Source organism: Streptomyces sp. NPDC048389 (assembly GCF_040706335.1).
In the GTDB taxonomy this organism is placed as follows: Bacteria; Actinomycetota; Actinomycetes; order Streptomycetales; family Streptomycetaceae; genus Streptomyces.
On the sequence record NZ_JBEZKP010000014.1, the window covers coordinates 89,355 to 110,482 of the forward strand.

Below are 21,128 nucleotides of genomic sequence, written 5' to 3' on the forward strand. Positions count from 1 at the left end.
ACATCACGAACCGACGAGAGGACCCATCGGGTGCCCCCTCTGCACCAGCCGGACGGACGCTTCACCAACCCCGTGATCCCCGGCTTCCACCCCGACCCGAGCGTCTGCCGCGTCGGCGACGACTACTACCTGGCCTGCTCGAGCTTCGAGTACTTCCCCGGCGTACCCCTGTTCCACAGCCGCGACCTGGTGAACTGGACGCAGATCGGCAACGCCCTGGACCGGCCGAGCCAGTTGCGGCTTCCGGCCGACATGCCGTCCTCCGGCGGAATCTACGCCCCCACCCTGCGCCACCACGACGGCCGCTTCTGGCTGGCCGTCACCAACTGCAGCGAAGGCGGCGGAAACCTGATCGTCACGGCGACCGACCCCGCCGGACCATGGTCGGATCCCGTCAGGGCACCGGGCGTGCCCGGCATCGATCCCGACCTTGTCTGGGACGAGGACGGCACCTGCTGGTGCACGGTCGCCGGGGTCTCGCAGGTCCGAATCGACCCGTCCACCGGGCAGACGTACGGGACTCCGCACAGCCTCTGGTCCGGCGCACCCGGTGCCAAGGCCCCGGAGGCGCCGCACCTGTACCGGATCGACGACTACTGGTACCTGCTCATCGCCGAGGGCGGCACCGAGCGCGGCCACGGTGTGTCGATCGCCCGAGGCCGTGCGCCCAGCGGCCCGTTCGAGCCGTGCCCGGCCAACCCGATCCTCACCCACCGCGGCACCGACCACCCCGTCCAGAACACCGGGCACGCGGACCTGGTCCAGGCGCCCGACGGATCCTGGTGGATGATCATGCTCGGGGTGCGGCCGGGCGGCGGCACCCCCGGCTGGCACGTGCTCGGCCGGGAGACCTTCCTGGCACCCGTGACCTGGGCGGACGGCTGGCCTGTCGTCGGCGAAGTCGCGCTGGACCTGCCGGAGTTCCCCTGGCCGCTTGCCCCCGGTCCCGTCGAGGAGCAGCGGGACGACTTCGAGCTGAGCGAACTGCGCCCGTCGTGGATTTCTCTGCGTGACCGCCCGGCCGGACACTTCACCACGAAGGAGCGTCCGGGCTGGCTGACGCTCCGCGCTCGGGGCGGCTCCCTGGACGAGGCCGACGTCGTCTTCGCCGGCCGGCGCCAGCAGCACCTGGCGTGCGGGGCACGCACCCTCATCGACGCCTCGCAGGGATCCGGCGGTCTGGCCGTACGGCTGGACGAGCGGCACCACTACGCGATCGAGGCGTCCGACACCGAGGTGCGGGTGATCGCGCGCGTCGGCACGTTGCGCAGCGTCGAGGCCACGGAGCCCCTGCCCGAAGGGCCGGTCGTACTCGGCATCACGATCGGCGACCCGCTTCCCCCGCACGACGCCCGCACCGGACCCGACGCCGTCTCCCTCGGCTTCGAACGGCCCGACGGCACCTTCACCACGCTCGCCACCCTCGACGGCCGCTACCTGTCGACCGAGGTCGCAGGCGGCTTCACCGGCCGCGTCATCGGCATGTACGCGGCGAGCGGCACCACCCACTTCGACTGGTTCGACTACGAGTCCCACAGCCGCTGAACCAGTCGCCTCAACGCGATCCCGCCGAGGGGCGCGTCGACTCCTCCCTCGGCGGGATCTACCTCGTGGAGAAGTCGAGCCGGATCACGGCCCAGTCGCTCACACTGAACCGGAACGGCACCAGGTTCCGGGGTCTGTGGCACGGCGACACCAAGCTGGCCTAGGGCCGGGACTACACCGTCTTCGAGGACCGGCTCACCCTCACGGCACCGGCCCTGACCCGGTTGACCGGCGATCGCGACTACGGGGTCAACACGTCGCTCCAGGCCCGGTTCTCCAAGGGGCTGCCCTGGCAGATCGGCATCCTCACCTACGACTCTCCGGTGCTGTCGAACGCCACGGGCACGGCCGAGAAGTTCACCATTCCCACGAAGTACCAGAGTGACCTGTTGGCGACCATGGAGGCCACGTACGCCGACGGCACCAACGCCGGCCCGACCGACCGGACTCCGTACCAGGAGTTCAACAAGGCATTCTCACCGGACTACCCGAACGGCACGATCATTCTGACCACCGAAACACTCACGTCACTGCGTGACGGCGAAGAGGCGACGCTGACCTTCCACTTCCACAGCGGCACCGAAATGCAGTACAAGGTCACGAAGTCCGGAGACTCTGTCACCGGTACGGCTGTCAAGGAATCCTGACCGACCGGCCCCACGCCCTGGTTGCCCACGTCACGTCCCGGGCAGCCAGGGCACCGGCGTCTTTGCGCGGCCTGGTGGAGGCCGCAGGAGGGCAACGACTCAGGGCCCGGAAGAACGCCGGCCCCGAGAAGGCCGTCCGCTGGACGGCGGCACGGATGACGAGCGCGCTCGCATCGACTACCGCAACGCCGTGACCAGCACGAACAGTGTCACACACAGCCGCCGTTGGGGTCCTCACCACCCGTAGCGTGCAGCTACGACCGTGCCGAGCCGTCCGTAATCGTCCTCTCACGAGGCTCGGCCACTTCCTGTGAAAAATCGTTGGCAACCTTTGCGCTTCCCGCGGTCACTCAGGAGTGCACCGTCGGCTCAATCTTACGAACGGACAGGAAATGATCACACCGAGGCAGGCCGCGCGGCAGCGCAGACACAGACGCAGGCTCATGCTGGGCGCCACATCGGCACTGATCGCCGCGGGCATTCTCACCCACCTGGTCATGACGTTGCTCCCCGATCGCAACACCGATCCAGAGCCTGCCGCGGCCGCGCCCCTCGCCACCACCCAAGTGGAGGCCACCGCCGCCCGCGAGACAGGCACCCCGACCGCGACGGCAAGCGCGACCGGCTCCCCCACCCCGACCCCGACGGCGAGCTCGACCGGCTCCCCCGCCCCGACGAGTGCCGCGACCACCACGTCAGCACGACCGGCACCCACTGACTCGCCGCGGACCAAGCGAGAGCCCGCCACGACCTCGCAGGCAGGACGGCTTCAGCCCAACACCACCTACAAGGGCGTCGCCACCGCCTACGAGGCCGGGGACGGAAACGGCGCCTGCCTGTTCGGCCCGAGCCCCGACCTCATGATCGCGGCCATGAACACCACCGACTACGAGACGTCCAAGGCGTGCGGCGCATATGTGCTCGTCCGCGCGGCCAACGGCAAATCCATCACGGTACGGATCACCAACGAATGCCCCCTGCCCTGCGCACCCGGGCAGATCGACCTCAGTCGGCAGGCATTCGCCGCACTCGCCGACCTCAAGGTCGGCCGAATCCCCATCACCTGGAGCCTGGTGAGCCCCAGCACCTCCGACACGATCTCCGTCCGGTACAAGACCGGCTCCAGCGCCCACTGGTGCGCTCTCCAGGCGATCGGCCACCGCAACCCACTCGCCAGGCTGGAAGTCAGCACCGCAAGCGGCTGGCGGCAGCTGTCCCGCACCGCCTACAACTACTTCATCTCCGCCGACGGCAGCGGTTGCGGCAGCGCGATCAGACTCACCGACATCTACGGCGAACGGCTGACCATCAACGGAATCACGGTGCGGCCCAACGTCGTGCAACCCGCCCGGGTCCAATTCGCCCGACACTGATCCTGCCGCCCGAGGCCGCCGAACTCGACCCCCTGCGGTGCAAGGCACGGGAGTGCGCCCGGAGGCCGGCGGTTCGCGTTGGGGTAGGACTTGATGCCGCCGGTGTTGGGGTGGTCGGCCCAGACGCCCCAGCCGGTCCCGGAGTTCGCCCAGGTGCACTGGCTGCCCGCGCCGGAGCCCCAGATGTTGTTGAAGAGCTTGTAGCCGTCCAGGCTGGTGTTGCCCCACTGGTCGCAGGAGTTCCAGACTGCTGCCGAAGCGGGAGCGGCGGCGAGACCGACGGTGACTTCGAGAGCCATCGCCGGCGCCAGCACCGCCATGCTGACCTTCCGTATCGCGTTCCTGACCATGGTGTCTCTTCCACGGGTGGGGGGAATGGTGGGTGCTACCACGCTCCTTGGCGTAGGACGTGGTCCTCTCCGGCGACGAGATCGATCGGCTGCGCGTCACCGGAAGAAGTCATGACTTCGACACGGACGGTGCGAGTCGGCTTCAGAACCGCCGTCGCCCCGTCGGGCGCCCAGGTCAAGTCGACCTCGGCGCCGAACCGCGTACGAACGCCCGTCAGCCGGCCCGCCGGGAGGGCGGGTGGCAGCGCGGGCAGGAGGACCAGTCGGTGGGGGGTCGACTGGAGAAGCATCTCGATCAGTACGGCGGGCAGGGTGTGGGCGGCGTCGGCGTTGTAGACGTCGCGGTTCGGGTAGTGGGTGCTCATCAGGGAAGCGTGGAAGAAGTCGCCGTCCAGGACCTGGCCGAGGGCGTGGCCGACGCGGTCACCGTCCCGCAGCCGGGCCGCGATGAGCGCGTGGTGCAGGTGGCCGTGCGCGGAGTCGTTCTCGGCGCCGCGCAGTTCGAGGGCGCGGTGGGCGGCGGCCGCGAGGGCGGGGGTGTCGTAGGGGGTGATCTCGTCGAGCGGCCAGACGCCGTAGAGGTGGCTGAGGTGGCGGTGGTCGTAGGAGTCCGCCAGGCCCGGCCACGCCCATTCGGCCAGGGCACCGTCGTCGTTGATCCGGTGCGGCGGGAGCCGGTCGGCGAGGGCGCGCCAGCGGTCGGCGTCCGGGGTGCCCGGGTGGTAGTCGGCCGCGGTGCGCAGTGCGTGACGGGCCGCCGAGAGGTCCATGGCGGCGTTGATCGTCACCCAGCTCGCGTTGGCGGGGCGGTTCTCGGGTGAGTAGGAGGGGACGACGACGAGGTGGCCTTCGCCGTCGGTGCGGGTGAGGAAGTCCTCGTAGAACAGGGCGACTTCGGAGAGGGCGGTGGCGGTGCGCGGGGAGCGGGTGCCGTGGGTCTGGTCGTGGTCGACGAGCGGCTTGAGCAGCCAGTCGGCACCCGCGGACCACAGGTGCAGGGGGTACTCGTGGCTGAAGTGGTACGAGTGGCCGGACTCGCCGTCGGTGTGGGCGGGGGCGACCACGCCCCGGGCTCCGAAGATCGCGCGGGCGTTGTCACGCCAGTCGGGCAGCTGGCGGTGGATCAGCGCGGCGTGGGCCTCGGTGACCTCGGGGAGGTCGGCGGCCGCGGCGGACGCGGTCTGGAGGTTGAGATTGGCGTCGTTGGTGAACGCCCCCGCCCAGGCCGTGTTCCAGTCGCCGGTCCACAGACCGGTCAGCCGGGGCGGGAAGAGGCCACTGGCGGACAGCAGGTGGTAGCGGCCGGCCGCGAACAGCCGCTCCAGCAGGGCGGGGTCACGCGGGCGCTTCAGCAGCTCCGAGCCCGGCAGGGCCCGTCCGGCCGGGTCGGCGGCGAGGTCGAGGGTGACGCGTTCGTAGGCGTGGCGGTGCAGGGCGGCATGACGGTCGAGGAGCTCGCCGTAGTCCATGGGCAGGTCGCGCAGGGCGCGGCGCTCCGCGGTCACGTCCAGTTCGCCGGTGTGCCGCCGGACGCGGGTGAGGAGCAGCACGGACCGGGCACCCTCGACGTGCACGCGGGGCGGGGCGAGGGTCGTCGTGCCGCCGTTGACGCCGACGAGCATGGCGCCGGTGAAGGCGCGGTCGCCCTCCGGATAGCGGGCGCGCAGGCTCAGCAGGGCACCCTCGGGGGCGACGACGGCGCCGTGGCCGACGGCCAGTCCGGCGGGGGCGCCGGGGAGCCGGTGGTCGAGGGAGATGTCGAGGGTGAGGTCCGGCGCCGTCACGTGCTGGACGATCACGTCGTCGGCGCGGGAGACGAAGACCCGGCTGGTCCAGCCGTCGCTGGTCGCCCGTACGACACCCGTCCGGAAGTCGACGTCGCGGCGGTGGTCGCCACCGGCGCCGGCGGGGCGGTCCAGACTGACCTGGAATGCAGGGTGGAAGGGCTGCGCCCACTGGTGCGGACGGGCGTCGGTGAAGCCCGCCGCGGCGGTACGGTCGCCTGCCAGGAGGCGGTCCTGGAGCCCGGGGAGTCCGGCGGCCAGCCGGGGTGGCCGCCGGTGCACGCCCTCGCTGCTCGGCCGTACCAGGGTGTGATGCGTGACGACGACCCGCTCCGCGTTCCGATCACCGAACACAAGGGCGCCGTGCCGGCCGTTGCCGCTCAGGAAGCCGTCCTCCCAGCGGGCGGCCGGCCGCGGCTCCCAGGTGCCGTGGACGGGCCCGTTGATCGCGGTCATGGCCGGAGCACCACCACGCCGTAGCGGCCGAGACTCACCCGGTCGGTGACGGCCTCGCCCGTCAGCAGGTCGTGGTGGGTGCCGGGCACCTCCACGGTGACCGGCTCGCGGCCGTGGTTGAGCACGAACAGCGCCTCGCCCCGGTGGACGGCCTCGACCTGCTCGGGGAGGCCGTCGAGCACCGGCCGGACGCCCGCGCCGGAGGCGATCCGGGCCAGCAGGTCGCGCAGCGCTTCCGGCTCCGGGAGCGTGGAGACGTACCAGGCCCGGCCCTTGCGCAGGACGGCGGGCAGTCCGTCGAGTTCACCGCCTTTGTACGGAAGGGTCTCGTCGGCCGTGCCGTCGGCCTCCAGCTCCTCCGACCACAGGGACGCCCTGAAACCCCCGCAGGAGACGGTCTCCCCGGCGTCCAGCGGCCACCACTCGTGCAGGGTGCGGATGCCGAACAGCTCCCGCAGCCGGGGGTCCATGCCGCCGGGGCGGACCCTGTCGTCCTCGTCGGCGACGCCGGTCTGGAAGCCGCAGACGAGGGTGCCACCCCGGCGGACATGGGCGAGGAGGTTGTCGATCGCCGCGTCGGTGAGCGCGTACAGCTGCGGCACGACGACCACCGAGTACGGTGTCAGGTCGTGCTCGGGGTGGGCGAAGTCGGTGGTGAGGTGGGCCTGCCAGAGGGCTCGGTGCCAGGCGCTCAGGACGTCCGGGTAGTCCACCTGGGTGGACAGGCGGCCGTCCTGGGCGCCGGCCCACCAGGCGTGCCAGTCGTGCAGGACCGCGATGTCCGCGGTGATGGTCCGGCCGGTCACCTCGGCGGCGATCCGTTCCAGCTCCGCGCCGAGCTGCTTGACCTCCTGGTACGTACGGCCCTCCTCCCCGGCATGGCTGACCATGCCGGAGTGGAACTTCTCGGCGCCCTGCCGGGACTGCCGCCACTGGAAGTAGCAGACTGCGTCGGCGCCCCGCGCGACGGCCTGCAGGGACCAGAGCCGGTTGAGGCCGCGTGGCTTGGGGTGGTTCACGCCCCGCCAGTTGACGGGCCCGGCGGCTTGTTCCATGAGCATCCACGGCCCGCGCGCCTGGGAGCGGGTCATGTCCTGGACCAGGGCGCCGCTCTGTGCGCCCAGCGGGTCGCGAGGGTCGGGGTAGATGTCGACGGAGACGACGTCCTCCTCCTCGGCCCAGCGCCAGGCGTCCTGGCCCATCCACAGCGGCATGAAGTTGCTGGTGACCGGCAGGTGCGGGGAGTGGCGGCGGACGATGTCCCGCTCGGCGACGTAGCACTCGAGGAGCATGTCGGAGGTGAAGCGGCGGAAGTCCAGCACCTGGCTGGGGTTGCGCATGTAGTGGGCCAGTCGGGGCGGCAGGATGCCGTGCCAGGTGTCGTAGCCCTGGCTCCAGAAGGCGGTGCCCCATGCCTCGTTGAGGGCGTCGAGGGTGCCGTACTTCTCGCGCAGCCAGCGGCGGAAGGCGGCCGCGGCCTCGCCGCCGTAGTCGAAGGTGCAGTACTCGTTGTTGATGTGCCACAACGTCAGGGCCGGATGTCCGCCGTAGCGGGCGGCAAGGTCCTCGGTGATGGCGGCCGCGTAGCGCCGGTAGGTGGCGCTGGAGTGCGAGAAGTGCTGCCGGCCGCCCCACCACTCGGTGCGGCCGCCCTCGGTGACGGGCAGGGTTTCCGGGTGCAGCCGGCCCATCCAGGGCGGGGGCGAGGAGGTGGGGGTGGCGAGGACGACGCCGATACCGTTCTCGTGCATCAGGTCCATCAGAGTGTCCAGCCAGCCGAACTCCCGTGCGCCGGGCTCCGGTTCCAGCATCGACCAGGAGAAGACGCCGAGGGTGACCGAGTTGACCCCGGCGGCCTTCATCAGCCGGACGTCCTCGTGCCAGGTCTCCTCGGGCCACTGCTCGGGGTTGTAGTCGCCGCCGAAGAGCAGACGGCCTCGTGTCGCGTCACTCAGGTCGGGCATCAGACCAGCTCCCCGTACTGCACGCCGCGTTCGTTGGTCGCGAGGTGGACTCGGCCGGACACGCGCGGATCGCCGGTGCCGGCCGCGCCGGTCCAGCCCCACCGGTGCTGGTCGTCGTTGATCCGCGTCGCCACCACTGACGCCTCCTCCAGCCCGCGGATCTGCGGTGCCCAGCGCTTGAGGTCGCGCGTGCCGTACGGGGTCGCGGCGGTGCCGTGGAGGACGTGCTCGGAGTCGAACGGATCGAGGCCGACGGCCCGGATCCACCAGCCGAACTCGGGCTTGTCGTTACCCCACTTGAGGTAAGGCGTCTCGGAAACGTCGAGGACGGCTTCGCCCTTCAGCGACTTCCAGGTGCGGCCGCCGTCGGTGGAACGGAAGACGGTGTCGGTATCGGCCCAGCGGTTGTCGGTGGACACGACGAGGGTCCCGGGCCGACAGGCGTCGACGGCGACACCGCCGTAGCCGAAGGCGTCGGTGGACCCGTCCGCCGCGGTGCCACCCGGCTGCACCGAGGTGGCCTCGGTCCACTTCCCTTTCGCCGTACGCAGCTTGTGCACGCTGCCGTCGGACCGGCCGTTGGGGCCGGGGGCGTTGGCGTACGTCACGTACAGCTCGCGGGTGAGGCGGTCGTACGCGGCTCGGATGGGCGCCTTGGCGGCGGTGCCGGTGGGCCGCCCGGGGACCGGCTCCCCGGTCTTTCCGTCGGACGTGCGGTGCAGGTCGGGGGTGTCGGCGGTGCCGTCGGTGTCGCCCCAGCCGGCGTAGACGCTGCGGCCTGCGGCGACGAGGAGGTTCCAGCCGTCCCGTCCGAGGTGGTCGGTCCGCGGGACCAAGCGGTCGGCCCTGTCGTCCCGGCGGTGGGCACCCCCGATGTCGGTCCGGGCGTAGGCGAGTCCTCGCACCGAAGGGTGGGACAGCCGCCGCCGCGGTCGTCTGACGGAAGCCCCGGTGCCGAGCTTCTCCGGGACCGATGCGACAAGGGCCGTGAGCTCGAACTCGCCGGTGCAGCCGGCCGACGAACCGTTCTTCGGCGGAATGTCCGGCTTGGCGACCGTGCCGGCCACGTATGTCGGGAGCAACCTGTCGGCGGCCTTGCCCGACGTGGCGCCCTCTCGCGACTTACCGTCCGAACCGCCGCAGGCGGTGAGCAGGGGCATTCCCCCGGCCACCACTGCGGTGGCGACCGTCGTGGAGGCGAGGGAGCTTCTCCGGCTCGGTCCGGAGGAGGCGGCATTCGGCGTCATGCGTCAACCCTTCATGGCGCACCTGGACACCCGGCGGTGGGCCGTCGGCTGCGGTGTCGTGAGTAGAACTGGCCGAGCTGAAGCAGACATCCGACCATTACGGGGAGATGCACAGTCGAAGCGCTTCAATGTTGCTGTGACATTAAGTGAACACTCCTGGGCGCACAAGGGTCGCTTCCAAGATTCCTCCGAAACATAGGAGGGGAGGCTCTCCAGACCTCTGTTCCCGATGTAGCGATGGCAGGCTCCCGCGCACCCGACTGCGAGCCGAACAGTGTCGAAGCGCTTCGAACAGTCCGTCGATCCATCTCAAGGGATCCCATGTGTCCGCACGCCTGCCGGGCGCACCGCTACCCCTGTCCGGATCTGCCTGTCGCAAAGCGCATCGACGACGACCTCCTGTCCCGCTCACCCTCGACGACAGGGCCGGATTCCTGCACCCGTTCGCGCCCGCGGTGCGACGGCTCGGCTTCGACGCGTTCGGCACCGGCCAGGAGTCCCTGCACGGCGTGGACTGGATGGGCCCGGCCACCGTCTTCCGACATGCCATCGGTCTCGACGCGACGTGCGCGGCCCGGGAGCACAGAATCTCGTATGCCTCGTGAGGCGCGCCGGCTTCGCATCCGGCTCGTGCCCCGCCGATGGCCGAGGTCCGTCCAGCGTCACATCCTGCGGGTAGTACATGAGCTGCACGTCGAACGCGTCGGTCCGTACGTCGATGATCGCGTCCCCGTGCAGCGGCTGTGCCGCGCCCTCGTGCGGCTCCCGGACGTGCACGAAGTGGTGGTCGATGGTCGGTTCGGGTCCGACGAGACTGCGCAGCGCGCCTGCGACCTCGGGCATTTTGACGAGGCGTCGCATGAAGGATCCCTCGGGATACGCCTCGGGGACCGGCGTGCCGTAGGGCAGCGGCGGAATGCCGGCCGCGAAGACCTCCATCGCCTCGGCGTTCATCTCCGCGGGCACCACGGCGTCCATACGCAGCGAGCCGTGGGCGACGAAGCGCGCCATCTGCACCGAGCTGAGCAGGTGCTCTCCGTTTGTCGTCATGTCCACCACGGTAGGGAGCGCGCCGCTTCTGGCGCGTGGGCCCGGCGGAACTCGGGGCTTCGCCCCGGGCGGTGCGCGGGGCACACGGTTCCCCCGAGATCGAGCACGGATAACGGAGCACCTGCCGCAGCCGCAGGCGCCGTCGGCAGTCGCGGTCATCACCGACGTCCTCGGCGAGTACGGCCTGCTCGGCTACGACCACGGCCCCGGTGCAGTGGAACGTGGCGAGATGCTGAAGTACTTCGAGGCTCTCGGTCACGCCGCCGCACCAACAAGGTCACCACCGTTGTATGGGACAACGGCTCCTTCTGTGACCACAGCAAGCACAAGTGGTGGTGTGGGCGCAGGGGCAGCAGTTCCAGGAAGCGTTCGAAGGGCAGCTCGCAGGCGCGGCAGCGCTCCAGCTTGTCCAGGACGCTGCGCCCGGCGGCGGCGACCTGCTCACTGAAGGCCCTCCGGTGCTGCCACCGCGAGTTCGGCCAGGGGCCGCTTCTCGGGCGGGCAGGCGGTGTGCTCGGCAAGCAGGCATTCCCTGCCCGGTCCTGTTGTCGCTGATCGCTCCGGCCACGGCGGCCGGGTCCGCCGCAACTTCGTCACCCTCAGGACCATGCGGCGTCCGAGGACATCGCGCTCCGTCCCCAGCTCCTTGTTCATCTTCTTCAACGCCGCGTTCTCCGCCGCCAGCCGGACGATACACGCGCCCTGATCCTCAGCGTCGCCTTCCCGGCCGCTTCGCAGCCGAGACCCGGCTCGTCGGCGTCGTCTCGCAGTTCCCCAGGTCCTCCGCGAACTCGGGGTCCGGCTTCCCGCTCTCCGCCACGACGCGTGCCGCCCCCTCACGAACTCCCGCGTGGACTTCCGACGCCTCTCCGCCGTGACAACCGACATCCCCTGCTGTCACAGACTCCACGCTACGAGGGGAACCTCACCTTCCGCACCTGCACCGAGGCCCGGATCCGCATTGCCACCTGGATCACCGACTTCTACAACACCCGCCGACTACACAGCGTGTGCGGGTTCAAGAGCCCGATCGACTACGAGAACGAGCACTGGGCCAGCTCACCATGGGGCTGGCTGCACAGGAAGGACTCCACAGTTCGAGGGGATTGACATCACTGCCTTTCGCCCGCTCGGCAGCGACTACGCCAACGCCCGGTCCACGGTTGCAGCCTCACCAGCCCAGAGTTCCGCCGGATGCCTCCTTGCGTTCAACCGGTGCCAACCGGCTCTGGTTTGCGACAACAAGAATCTGTAGTCACAACTGGTCTCGCCCATCCGGTCCAGCCCGAGGAGCTGCTCACGGGTAGGCCGAACAGGTCGGCGAAGTCGCGCACCAGGCGGGCGTACGCGTCGTCGTCCAGGGGGCTCTCGCCGTTCGCGTAGTACGCGGAGGCGCACGGGTCGCGGTCTCGACGGCCGCCTCGTACGCGGCGGAGTCGGCGACCACGGCGGCGGGCGCGGCAGTAGCGGCAGGTGAAGTCGTCATGTCGAACATACTGCCGCCCACCACTGACAACGGCCGTCCGCCCTGGAACCGGGCGCCTGTGGCACATGCCAGAGGCACCACCGGATCGAGTGTCGCCAAATGGCTTACGGCCCCCTGCCGGCTGTGCAACAGTCGTATCCGGTCCCTGTCCCAGACCCTGGCCGTGGCCGCGTTTGCATCGGAGTACGACATGCCGTCCCATCTGTTCGCGGACCGTACCGCTCAGCCGCCCGAGCGCGGAACCGTCGATGCGCTGATCTCGCGAACGCGCAGACTCCGCGGAGACGTCGACGCGGTGCGCCCCGACAGCGCCTCGGCTCAGGACGATCCCCGCGGCCGCTGGCAGCGCGCCCTGTGCGACCTGGCGCTCCATCATCTCGATGATCTGGGGGCGCACTTGGGGCAGCTCAAGGAAGGGCTTCCAGAGCGGGCCGCCGACGAACTCGCCCGTGAACTCGCCGAGTACGAGACGCACGGCACGCCCGGCGCCGGCACGCTGCTCAGCCGGGTCGGCAGCGCCGAGTGGAACCTTCTCACCGACGAAGTGAGCTGGTCCGACGAGCTGTACCGGATTCTCGGGCGCGATCCCCGCAACGGCCCCATGTCGCTGGACGAGTTGCCGTCCGTCGTGTTCGCCGAGGACCAGCCGCTGCTGACCGCGATGGTGACCGACTGCCTCGTCGACGGCCGGCCCATCGACGGCGAGTTCCGTCTCGTACTGCCCGACGGCCGGGTACGCACCGTGCACATGATGGGTGAGCCGGTGCTCGACCCGGACGGGTGCACCGCGTCGATGTGGGCCGTACTGCGGGACGTCAGCGAACTGCGCCGCAGCCAGCGGGCCGTGCGGGAGACCCGTGACTGGCTGCGGCGGCAGCAACACATGGAGCAGACGGAACGCCGCCTGGCCGCCGAGATGCAGGAGGCCGTACTGCCTCGGCGCAGCGGCTTCCCCGTCCCCGGCACCACGTCGCTGGATGTCGCGGCGCGCTGCCTCCCCTCCTCGACCGGCGCGCTCGCCGGCGGCGACTGGTACGACACCCTGCCGCTGCCGACCGGAGAGACGCTCCTGAGCGTCGGCGAGCTGACCGGTCATGGCGTGAGTGCCGCATCCTCCATGGCGATGCTGCTGGGAGCGCTGCGGGGCATGGCGGTGGCGGGCATCCGGCCGGGACCGCTGATGACGCACCTCAACCACCTACTGGACACCTCCGCACAGCCGGCCCTCGGGACCGCGGTGTGCTGCAGCTACGACCCTGGCACCAGGACCCTCTCGTGGTCCCGGGCGGGACACCCCGCTCCACTGCTGTTCCGTGACGGGTCGGGGCAGGCACTGGCGGCGCCGGACGGTGTACTGCTCGGTGCGACCGCCGGGGCGGTGTACGGGCAGGCCGAAGTCGCCCTCCGGCCGGGCGACCTGCTGGTGCTGCACACCGACGCTCTGACCCGCAGGAACGCTGCGTCACAGGCCGACGCGGACCGGCTGACGGCGATGGCAGCGCGGTTCGCCCGGGCCGAGAACGCTCAGGAATGCGTCCGCGCGATCGTCGAGGAGTTCGGTGAGCAGGAGCGTGAGGGCGACGCCTGTGTGATCGTGGCCAGGGTCGTCGCCTGAGGCGTGCCGCCGCGGCGGCCGGATGCCCAACCCCTGGCCGGGGGCGGGATCATCGCGGAGCGTCGATCAGTGTCGCGACCGGCGAGGTCCGGCCGGTGGGCGGCGTCCAGTGCGTGCGATCGTCAGGCGGCCGGAAGTCCGTGCAGCGGAGCTACCGGGGCGTACGGCCGACGCAGCCTTGGGGGCATCTCCCCTGCCCGAAGGGCCACGGGAGTACGTGCGGGGCGGTGCGACGGGACTGAGCTTGCCGGGAGGGGCGCTAGATCCCCGTACTCCGCGGCTTCGCCGAGGACTTCGCCGCGGGACCGGTGCCCGGCAGCGCGATCTCGATCTCCTCCCGCAGGTCCTCGATCTTCGAGTATCCCGAGTACTGCCCGGTCAGGCGGTACATCTCGCGCAGCCTGTCCCATGTGCGGTGCGAGGAGGTCTCCCCCATCGACACCAGTGCGAGCCGGGCGTAGCGGTCGGCCTGCTCGGGGTCGTCCGCGATGAAGCAGGCAGAGGCGAGCGAGATGTAGTCGAAGATCTTCGAGCGCTGCCGACCGCCTTCCCGCAACTGCAGGGCCTGCTTGGCATGCTTCTGCGCGATGCCCGCCGCCGAGGGGTCGTGCTCGGCGAGGGTGCGGTACGCCAGTGCCTGCATGCCGTGGAGGTCGGCCTCGTCGAACATCTGCATCCAACTGGGCGGCGGTACGTCGCCCTTGTCGGAGACGAACAGCTCCTCGGCCTCTCCGAGGGTGCGGCGCATCGCCTGTCCCTTGCCCATGGACGCCTGCGCCCATGCCTCGATGGTGTGCAGCATCGCGCGGGTGCGCGGCAGGGTCTGCTCCCCGGAGCCGGACTTGGCGAGCTTCATCAAATCGAGCGCGTCGTCGGGACGGCCCAGATGGACCATCTGGCGCGCGGCACGGGACAGGGCCTCACCGGCGCGGGGGCGGTCGCCGCCCTCGCGGGCCGCGTGGGCGGCGATCACGAAGTACTTCTGGGCGGTGGGTTCGAGGCCGACGTCGTGGGACATCCAGCCCGCCAGCACCGCCAGGTTGGCGGCGACGCCCCACAGGCGCCGCTGGAGATGGTCGGGGTGGTGATAGGCGAGCATGCCGCCCACCTCGTTGAGCTGTCCGACCACCGCCTTGCGCTGCAGGCCGCCGCCGCGGGCGGCGTCCCAGGCGCGGAACACCTCGACGGAACGCTCCAGGGCCTCGATCTCCTGCGACCCGATCGGGGCGGCCTCGTACCGGTCGTACCCGGCGGGGTCGGCGTGAAGGACGTCGGAGGTGTGTGCGGCGCCCCGGGAGGCCGCCGGATCGGTCTTGAGCCAGTCGTGCATGGCGCTGCTGAGTGCGGAGCCCGCGGCAAGTGCCGCGCCGGCGCCCACCAGGCCGCGTCGGTTGAGCATGAGGTCCATTCCCGTGAATTCGGTGAGGACCGCCGCCGTACGGTCGGGCGCCCAGGGCAGACCGTCAGGGTTGTCGGTGCCCTGGACGTCCCGCCGCTTACCCACTCGCCCGCTTCGTGCGAACCCGAGGTCCTCGATGGTCACGACACGACCGAGTCGCTCGGTGAACAGAGCTGCCAGCACCTTGGGCACGGGATCGCGCGGGGTCTCCCCCATGTCGATCCAGCGCCGGACCCGCGAAGTATCGGTCGCCAGCTGCGGATGGCCCATGGCGGCCGCCTGCCGGTTCACAAGTCTTGCGAGCTCGCCCTTGGACCAGCCGGTCAGGCCGAACAGGTCGCACAGGCGGGCGTTGGGTTCTCTGCTCACGTCAAGCCCCCAGGTTCTCGGCTGAGTTGACAGTAACCCGCTGTCATGGGGCGGGCGAGTATTCGCCAGGGTTCGCCAGGGTTCGCCAGATGGTGTGCCACCCGCGCCCCGGTGTCAGGTAGGAAAGCGCCACCCCGCCCCGGCTGCCGGGGCACATTCCCCAGGGTGTTGTCCCTGGCATATGGGGCGGGGCGCGCACGCCACTGTCGGCACACGAAGGGATCTGTATCTCCCATGTACACAGCATCGTCCTCCGTGTCCGCCCCGCCCCGGCTCCAGCAGCGCAGCGCCTTCACCGCCGGCACCGGACCGTATTCCGAGCCCGCCGCCGGCCGTGCCCGCAGGCAGGCCGGTACCACCGGCCGCCCTCTCAGCGGGAGAATCGACCTGTCCGGCCCTCAGGGCGCGCAGCTGCGCAAGGCCGTCGCGTCGGTGCACCGGATCTGTCCGGAGTTCAATCCCGTGCAGGTGCTGCGCCGCAGCGGACGGTCCGTACTGATCGTCGGAACGACGGGGCGTACCACGGCGGTCGCCAAGTGCTTACTGGACCACTCGCCGGCATGGGCCGAGCGACTGCGGCACGAAATAGCTTCGTACCGCGCCTTCGTGCGCCACCGGCCGCCGGTGCGGGCCCCACGGCTGATCGCCGCCGACCCGGAGAACTGCACCCTGGTGATCGAGCGGATGCCGGGGCGGCCGGCGGCGCTGACCCGCCACCCCGTGGAGGCCCCGCCGCGTGCGGACGTGCGCGCCGTGCTGGGCGCGGTCGCGCGGCTGAACAGCTGGCGCCCGCCGGCCGGGATGTTCGACACGCCACTGGACTACGGGTCGCGCATCTCGCGCCACCACGAGCTGGGGCTGTTCACCGACCGGGACCTGGGGGACCTGCAGAAGCTGCTGCGCGGTCTGGCCCAGGCCGGGGGCAGGCAGGGGATGGGGCAGTTCTGTCACGGCGATGCCCTGCTTTCCAACATCCTCCTGTCGCCGACCGGTCCGGTGCTGGTCGACTGGGAGCACGCCGGCTGGTATCTGCCCGGGTACGACCTGGCGACGCTGTGGGCGGTGCTGGGTGATGCCCCCGCGGCGCGCCGTCAGATCAGCCAGCTCGCGCAGCAGTCGGGCACCGCGGCACGAGACGCGTTCCTGGTGAACCTGATGCTGGTGCTGACGCGGGAGATCCGTACCTACGAGACGGCGGTGCAGCGCACCATGCGCGAGGCACCGCCGGTCCCGGCCGGCCAGGCGCAGCCCGGTCCGACGGCCGGGGAGGAGCAGCGGCTGCTGCTGCGGCGGCTGCACGACGACTGCGCGATGGCCCGCAGGGCCGTGCGTGCGGCGGTCGGCACGCGCTGACCACCGCCGCAGAGGGGGAAGTGCGCTGCGCGCCCGGTGCCGACACACCGGGCGCGCAGCGCACCGTGTTCTGGGCCGCGAAACGGCCGGTCCGAACGGACAGGCGTGTACGGAAGGGCGTATCCGGAGGCGTCGGCCTGTCCGACGGGCGTTCCCGTGCAGGTTCCGTCGCCGCTGTCGTACAAGCTGATCGCCGGGCAGAGAAACGTGGTCGGTGACCGGGTGCCCGGCGAGTATCTGTACGCGACCACGTTCGACACCGCGGGCCACCGGGTGGTGCGGGGTGAGGAGAGGTGCTACGAGATCCGGTTCGGGCGCCGGCGGCCTTTGTGAAGGAGGCCGACGTGCGAGTGCTCGGGCAGACCGCGGGGCGCCATCTGCTGTGAGGTCGGATGGCGCCCCACCCAACCTGACCTATTGTCCGACTAATCGCCGGAATGCGTGGGCCGTACGGGCGAAGGGTAGGGCTGGGCCGTCATGACCGGTCCGCGCCTTGTGCGCGGCTGCTTCCGAAAGGCCCTTGCGCACATGGCACAGCCCTTCGTACTGCCGGACTTCTATGTTCCGTATCCGGCCCGCCTCAACCCGCATGTCGAGGAGGCACAACGGCACACCAAGACGTGGGCACGCCGGATGGGGATGCTGGAGGGGTCCGGCATCTGGGAGGAGAGCGACCTCGACGCACACGACTACGCCCTGCTGTGCGCGTACACCCACCCCGACTGCGATGCCGAGGCCCTCGGCCTCGTCACCGACTGGTACGTGTGGGTCTTCTTCTTCGACGACCACTTCCTGGAGGTCTACAAGCGAAGCCAGGACCTGGCGGGCGGCAAGGAGTATCTGGACCGGCTGCCGGCCTTCATGCCGATGGACCTGTCGCAGGGCACGCCGGAGCCGACGAACCCGGTCGAGGCCGGGCTCGCCGACCTGTGGCAGCGCACGGTGCCGAGCATGTCCACAGCGTGGCGGGCCCGGTTCGCCGAGGCCACGGAACATCTGCTCAACGAGTCGATGTGGGAGCTCGTCAACATCGACGCCGGCCGGGTCGCCAATCCGTTGGAGTACATCGAGATGCGCCGGAAGGTCGGCGGCGCTCCCTGGTCCGCCGGTCTGGTCGAGTACGCGGCGCGCGCCGAGGTCCCCGAGGCGGTCGCCGATTCCCGTCCGCTGCGGGTGCTGCGCGACTCCTTCTCCGACGCGGTGCATCTGCGCAACGACCTCTTCTCGTACCAGCGCGAGGTCGAGGACGAGGGCGAGAACAGCAACGGCGTGCTGGTGCTGGAGCGGTTCCTCGGCTGCGGTACTCAGGAGGCGGCGGAGACGGTGAACGACCTGCTGACCTCACGGGTCCAGCAGTTCGAGAACACCGCGCTCACCGAGGTGCCCGCCCTGTGCGTCCACGAGGGTCTCTCCCCGGCGGACTGCGCGGCGATCGCCGCCTACACCAAGGGACTGCAGGACTGGCAGTCCGGCGGTCACGAGTGGCACATGCGCTCGAGCCGCTACATGAACGAGGGCGTGGAGAGCGGGCGTTCGCTTTTCGACGGGGTACTGGGCACGTCTGCGCTGGACATCCGGACGCTGTTCGGCCGTCCCGCCGCGGCACGGCTGCGGACACTGACCCACCGGCCGCAGCAGGTGGGGCCTTCGTGGCTGCCGGAGTTCGATCTGCCGTTCCCGCTCACGCTCAGCCCTCATCTGGAGCATGCGCGTGCCGCGTCCATCGCCTGGGCGGGCCGGATGGGTCTGCTGCAGGACGTCTGGGACGAGGCGAAGCTGACCGGCTTCGACCTCGCGCTGTGCTCCGCGGGTCTCGACCCGGACGCCACACCGGAGGAACTGGAACTCAGCGCCGAGTGGCTGACCTGGGGGACGTACGGCGACGACTACTACCCCGTGGTCTTCGGACGGTCCCGTGACCTTGAAGGCGCCCGGCTCAGCAACGAACGGCTCAAGTCCTGTATGCCGGTGGAGGAACCGGCCGCCGGCGCCGCCCTCGCGCTCTCTCCCTTGGAACGCAGCCTGGCGGATCTGTGGGCGCGTACCGCCGGGCCGATGTCCCCACAGGCGAGGCAGTCGCTGCGGAACGCGGTCGACGTGATGCTGGACAGCTGGCTGTGGGAACTGCACAACCAGGCGCAGCACCGGGTGCCCGACCCGGTCGACTACATCGAGATGCGCCGGTTCACCTTCGGCTCGGACATGACCATGAGTCTGTGCCGTCTGCGGCACGAGGGCGAACTGCCGCCCGAGCTGTACGCGAGCGGGCCCGTGAGGGGCATGGAGAACGCGGCCATGGACTACGCCTGCCTCCTCAACGACCTCTTCTCCTACCAGAAGGAGATCGAGTACGAGGGTGAGATCCACAACATGGTGCTGGTGGTGCAGACCTTCTTCGACTGCGACCGTGGCACGGCCGCCGCGATGACGGACGCTCTCATGCGGTCCCGGCTGGAGCAGTTCCTGCACAGCAAGGAGCACGGGCTGCCGGTGGTGTGCGAGGAGTTCGCACTGGACGACAAGGGGAGGGCGGCCCTCGACTCCTATGTGAGGGAGCTCGAGGACTGGCTGGCGGGCATCCTCAACTGGCATCGGAAGGTGCGGCGTTACAAGGAGGAGGATCTGCGGGGCGGTGCGTCGCCGTGGCGGCTGGGCGCGCCGACGGGGCTCGGCACGTCGGCGGCCCGGCTGTCGCTGCCGGCTCAGCGGTCGGCGGTGAGGGTGTAACTCGCCCTGCCGGCGACGCGCTCACGCTGCGGGGGCCAGGACGACCGGGGCCCGCGCGGCCCGGTCGTGCCCATGGCGCGTCGGGCCGCGCCGCCCCGTGCGCCGGTGGTCCGGCGAAGGTTTCGGCAAGGACCACAGCAAAAGGGAGCACGACTAAACTGCCCGGGGCGTCCCGGGCAGCGGATCGGACTTCGGAAGGGGCGGCTCAGCCTTGCTGGAACAGCTCCGCGGGCAGCGGCTTGAGCAGCGCGTAGAGATCGTCGGTGATGGGCCGGTCCCAGCTGGCGATCGTGACGAGCACATTGTCGCTGCGGTCGAACTGCACGCAGGAGATACGGCTTTCCGAGAGCTTCAGCCGGCGCACGATCAGCAGATTGTCCCCCTGCATGACCGGTGTGTCCTCGACGCCGGTGACATGGACGGGCTCCTCGTTCTCCAGCGCGACGAGCAGCTGGCCCACCTCGAAGGGGATCTCCCCCTCCGCCACCTTCCGGGCGGGTGAGCCCTCCGGAAGGTTACCGATGATCATCGCGGGACCCCGGCCGCCGAAAAGGTCGTAGCGCAGGAAGACGCCCTGGCAGCTTCCGTCCGGGGCGGGCAGCAGTCCGGCGCCGAGATTTCCGGGCCAGTCCCCCGGGTCCATGGCCAGGACGTCGAAGTCCGGGCCCGCGGGTGTGGCGGCGCTGCGGCGGCGGAGGAAGGACATAACCGCAATGGTACGGGTACGGGCGGCCTCGGCCGAGCCGGGGCCGGGCGCCTGTTGAACGCAGCCGTCGCCTGAACGCAGCCGTCGCCGCCGTCGTATCCCTGTACGCAAGGATGCCCGCGCGTACCGGGCCGCGCAGGCGGCACGTGTGGAACGACGAGCTGTGAGGAGAAGTGTTCCCGCCGAGTCCCGCCGAGTTTCCGTACCGACGTGAGGATCAGTCCATGAACGACCGCACCACTCCTCCCCTGCAAGCCCTGCCCGACGGCGAGGCGGAACTGCGACTGGTGGTCCGCCTCCACTGGGAGGACGTCGCCGCACTCGGGCAGGAGGCCGGTCGGCTGGCCGCTCAGATGCAGCGGCCGGTGGGCCTCGACGAGGCCGCCAGTCACCGGCTGCGCAGCCGTTCCGCCGGCCACGCGAGGCCGACGACGACAACGACGGGGGCGGGGACGACCACCACGGCTCCGGCGGCTGCGCCCGCCGGCGGTCAGCATCTGCCGCCGGCGACGTCGGTCTCCTCACTGACCGCCCGTAGCCCTGCGGACCACGCCCGGCAGGCCATCGAGAAGATCAACGGCACGGCGGGGCCCGGCCGGGACATGACGCCCACCTCCGCCTGAGCGGGCCGTCCGCCCCCCGACCGCGCCGAGGGCAGGGGGCGGGCCCCGGTGGGCGCGCCGCGTCAGGTGAGGTCGAACTCGCCGTCACGCGCGTTCAGCACGAAGGCGCGCCACTCCGCAGGAGTGAAGATCAGCGACGGGTTCTCCGGGCGGCCGCCGTTGCGCATCGCGATGAAGCCTTCGACGAACGCGATCTGCACGTCGCCGGTGCCCTGAGTGCCCGAACGCCAGTCCGCGTTGCTCAGGTCGAGGTCCGGCTTCCGGTCCGGCCTGTCCCATCCGGAAAACGTGTGCGTGGTTGTGGTGGTGGTGCTCTCGGCCACGTCCCTGCTCCTCCCGCGTCGTCTCCCGGGTCAGCGTAGCGACGACAGCCGGTCACGGACAGGGTGCCGCACGTGACGGTGGTGTGGCGGTCAGGCGGCATGTGGCGGTGG

General features: G+C 70.6%; 14 protein-coding genes and 5 pseudogenes. 9 read left to right on the forward strand and 10 right to left on the reverse strand.

Going from position 1 to position 21,128, the window contains the following annotated elements; translation table 11 throughout:
• The first annotated feature begins 30 nt into the window (after positions 1-30).
• From AB0903_RS13450 to AB0903_RS13460, 3 genes are all read left to right on the forward strand, one after another.
• A complete protein-coding gene (locus tag AB0903_RS13450) occupies positions 31-1,545 on the forward strand; it encodes a glycoside hydrolase family 43 protein (protein ID WP_366702161.1) in 1,515 nt (504 codons plus the stop codon).
• Between the two features lie 224 nt (positions 1,546-1,769).
• The gene (locus tag AB0903_RS13455; RefSeq protein WP_366702163.1) at positions 1,770-2,192 is read left to right on the forward strand and encodes a hypothetical protein; all 423 of its coding nucleotides are present in this window, start codon (positions 1,770-1,772) and stop codon (positions 2,190-2,192) included.
• Between the two features lie 392 nt (positions 2,193-2,584).
• Positions 2,585-3,565, forward strand: coding sequence for an expansin EXLX1 family cellulose-binding protein (locus AB0903_RS13460; protein ID WP_366702165.1), 981 nt, complete (start codon positions 2,585-2,587; stop codon positions 3,563-3,565).
• Positions 3,566-3,639: 74 nt separating this feature from the next.
• Here AB0903_RS13460 and AB0903_RS13465 read toward each other — a convergent pair.
• From AB0903_RS13465 to AB0903_RS13485, 5 genes and pseudogenes are all read right to left on the reverse strand, one after another.
• Positions 3,640-3,915, reverse strand: a pseudogene (locus AB0903_RS13465) (hypothetical protein); the annotation flags it as partial.
• Positions 3,916-3,950: 35 nt separating this feature from the next.
• Positions 3,951-6,155: a glycoside hydrolase N-terminal domain-containing protein gene (locus AB0903_RS13470; RefSeq protein WP_366702167.1), complete on the reverse strand. Its 2,205-nt coding sequence runs from the start codon at positions 6,153-6,155 to the stop codon at positions 3,951-3,953.
• The gene (locus AB0903_RS13475; protein ID WP_366702169.1) at positions 6,152-8,119 is read right to left on the reverse strand and encodes a beta-galactosidase; all 1,968 of its coding nucleotides are present in this window, start codon (positions 8,117-8,119) and stop codon (positions 6,152-6,154) included. The genes AB0903_RS13470 and AB0903_RS13475 overlap by 4 nt, the downstream gene beginning before the upstream one ends.
• 134 nt (positions 8,120-8,253) lie before the next feature.
• A pseudogene (locus AB0903_RS13480) lies at positions 8,254-9,039 on the reverse strand (hypothetical protein); the annotation flags it as partial.
• 24 nt (positions 9,040-9,063) lie between these two features.
• Positions 9,064-9,366: pseudogene (locus AB0903_RS13485) on the reverse strand (Tat pathway signal sequence domain protein); the annotation flags it as partial.
• 321 nt (positions 9,367-9,687) lie between these two features.
• Between AB0903_RS13485 and AB0903_RS13490 the strand changes: the two are divergent.
• Positions 9,688-9,932 (forward strand): annotated as a pseudogene (locus AB0903_RS13490) (hypothetical protein); the annotation flags it as partial.
• Between the two features lie 94 nt (positions 9,933-10,026).
• On the opposite strand, the pseudogene AB0903_RS13495 reads toward AB0903_RS13490, so the two are convergent.
• Positions 10,027-10,416: pseudogene (locus AB0903_RS13495) on the reverse strand (phytanoyl-CoA dioxygenase); the annotation flags it as partial.
• Between the two features lie 441 nt (positions 10,417-10,857).
• Complete coding sequence (locus AB0903_RS13500) at positions 10,858-11,079, reverse strand: hypothetical protein (protein ID WP_366702171.1); 222 nt, start codon at positions 11,077-11,079, stop codon at positions 10,858-10,860.
• A gap of 1,013 nt (positions 11,080-12,092) precedes the next feature.
• On the opposite strand from AB0903_RS13500, the gene AB0903_RS13505 reads away from it, so the two are divergent.
• The gene (locus tag AB0903_RS13505; protein WP_366702233.1) at positions 12,093-13,517 is read left to right on the forward strand and encodes a SpoIIE family protein phosphatase; all 1,425 of its coding nucleotides are present in this window, start codon (positions 12,093-12,095) and stop codon (positions 13,515-13,517) included.
• Positions 13,518-13,776: 259 nt separating this feature from the next.
• Here AB0903_RS13505 and AB0903_RS13510 read toward each other — a convergent pair whose 3' ends face one another.
• Positions 13,777-15,285: a hypothetical protein gene (locus tag AB0903_RS13510; RefSeq protein WP_366702173.1), complete on the reverse strand. Its 1,509-nt coding sequence runs from the start codon at positions 15,283-15,285 to the stop codon at positions 13,777-13,779.
• Positions 15,286-15,519: 234 nt separating this feature from the next.
• On the opposite strand from AB0903_RS13510, the gene AB0903_RS13515 reads away from it, so the two are divergent.
• The 3 genes from AB0903_RS13515 (at position 15,520) to AB0903_RS13525 (ending at position 19,365) form a co-directional block, all read left to right on the forward strand.
• Positions 15,520-16,638, forward strand: a complete 1,119-nt coding sequence (locus AB0903_RS13515; protein ID WP_366702175.1) for an aminoglycoside phosphotransferase family protein — start codon at positions 15,520-15,522, stop codon at positions 16,636-16,638.
• A 156-nt stretch (positions 16,639-16,794) separates the two neighbouring features.
• Entirely contained in the window at positions 16,795-16,971 is a 177-nt protein-coding gene (locus tag AB0903_RS13520) for a hypothetical protein (protein WP_366702177.1), read from the forward strand.
• A gap of 195 nt (positions 16,972-17,166) precedes the next feature.
• On the forward strand, positions 17,167-19,365 hold the full coding sequence (locus tag AB0903_RS13525; protein WP_366702179.1) for a terpene synthase family protein: 2,199 nt from the start codon (positions 17,167-17,169) through the stop codon (positions 19,363-19,365).
• A gap of 205 nt (positions 19,366-19,570) precedes the next feature.
• Here AB0903_RS13525 and AB0903_RS13530 read toward each other — a convergent pair whose 3' ends face one another.
• Positions 19,571-20,071 (reverse strand): hypothetical protein, encoded by a 501-nt coding sequence (locus tag AB0903_RS13530; protein WP_366702181.1) that lies wholly within the window; start codon positions 20,069-20,071, stop codon positions 19,571-19,573.
• A 224-nt stretch (positions 20,072-20,295) separates the two neighbouring features.
• Here AB0903_RS13530 and AB0903_RS13535 point away from each other — a divergent pair, with 224 nt between their 5' ends.
• Positions 20,296-20,694, forward strand: coding sequence for a hypothetical protein (locus tag AB0903_RS13535; RefSeq protein ID WP_366702183.1), 399 nt, complete (start codon positions 20,296-20,298; stop codon positions 20,692-20,694).
• Between the two features lie 62 nt (positions 20,695-20,756).
• Here AB0903_RS13535 and AB0903_RS13540 read toward each other — a convergent pair whose 3' ends face one another.
• A complete protein-coding gene (locus AB0903_RS13540) occupies positions 20,757-21,017 on the reverse strand; it encodes a DUF397 domain-containing protein (RefSeq protein WP_366702185.1) in 261 nt (86 codons plus the stop codon).
• Positions 21,018-21,128: the final 111 nt, after the last annotated feature.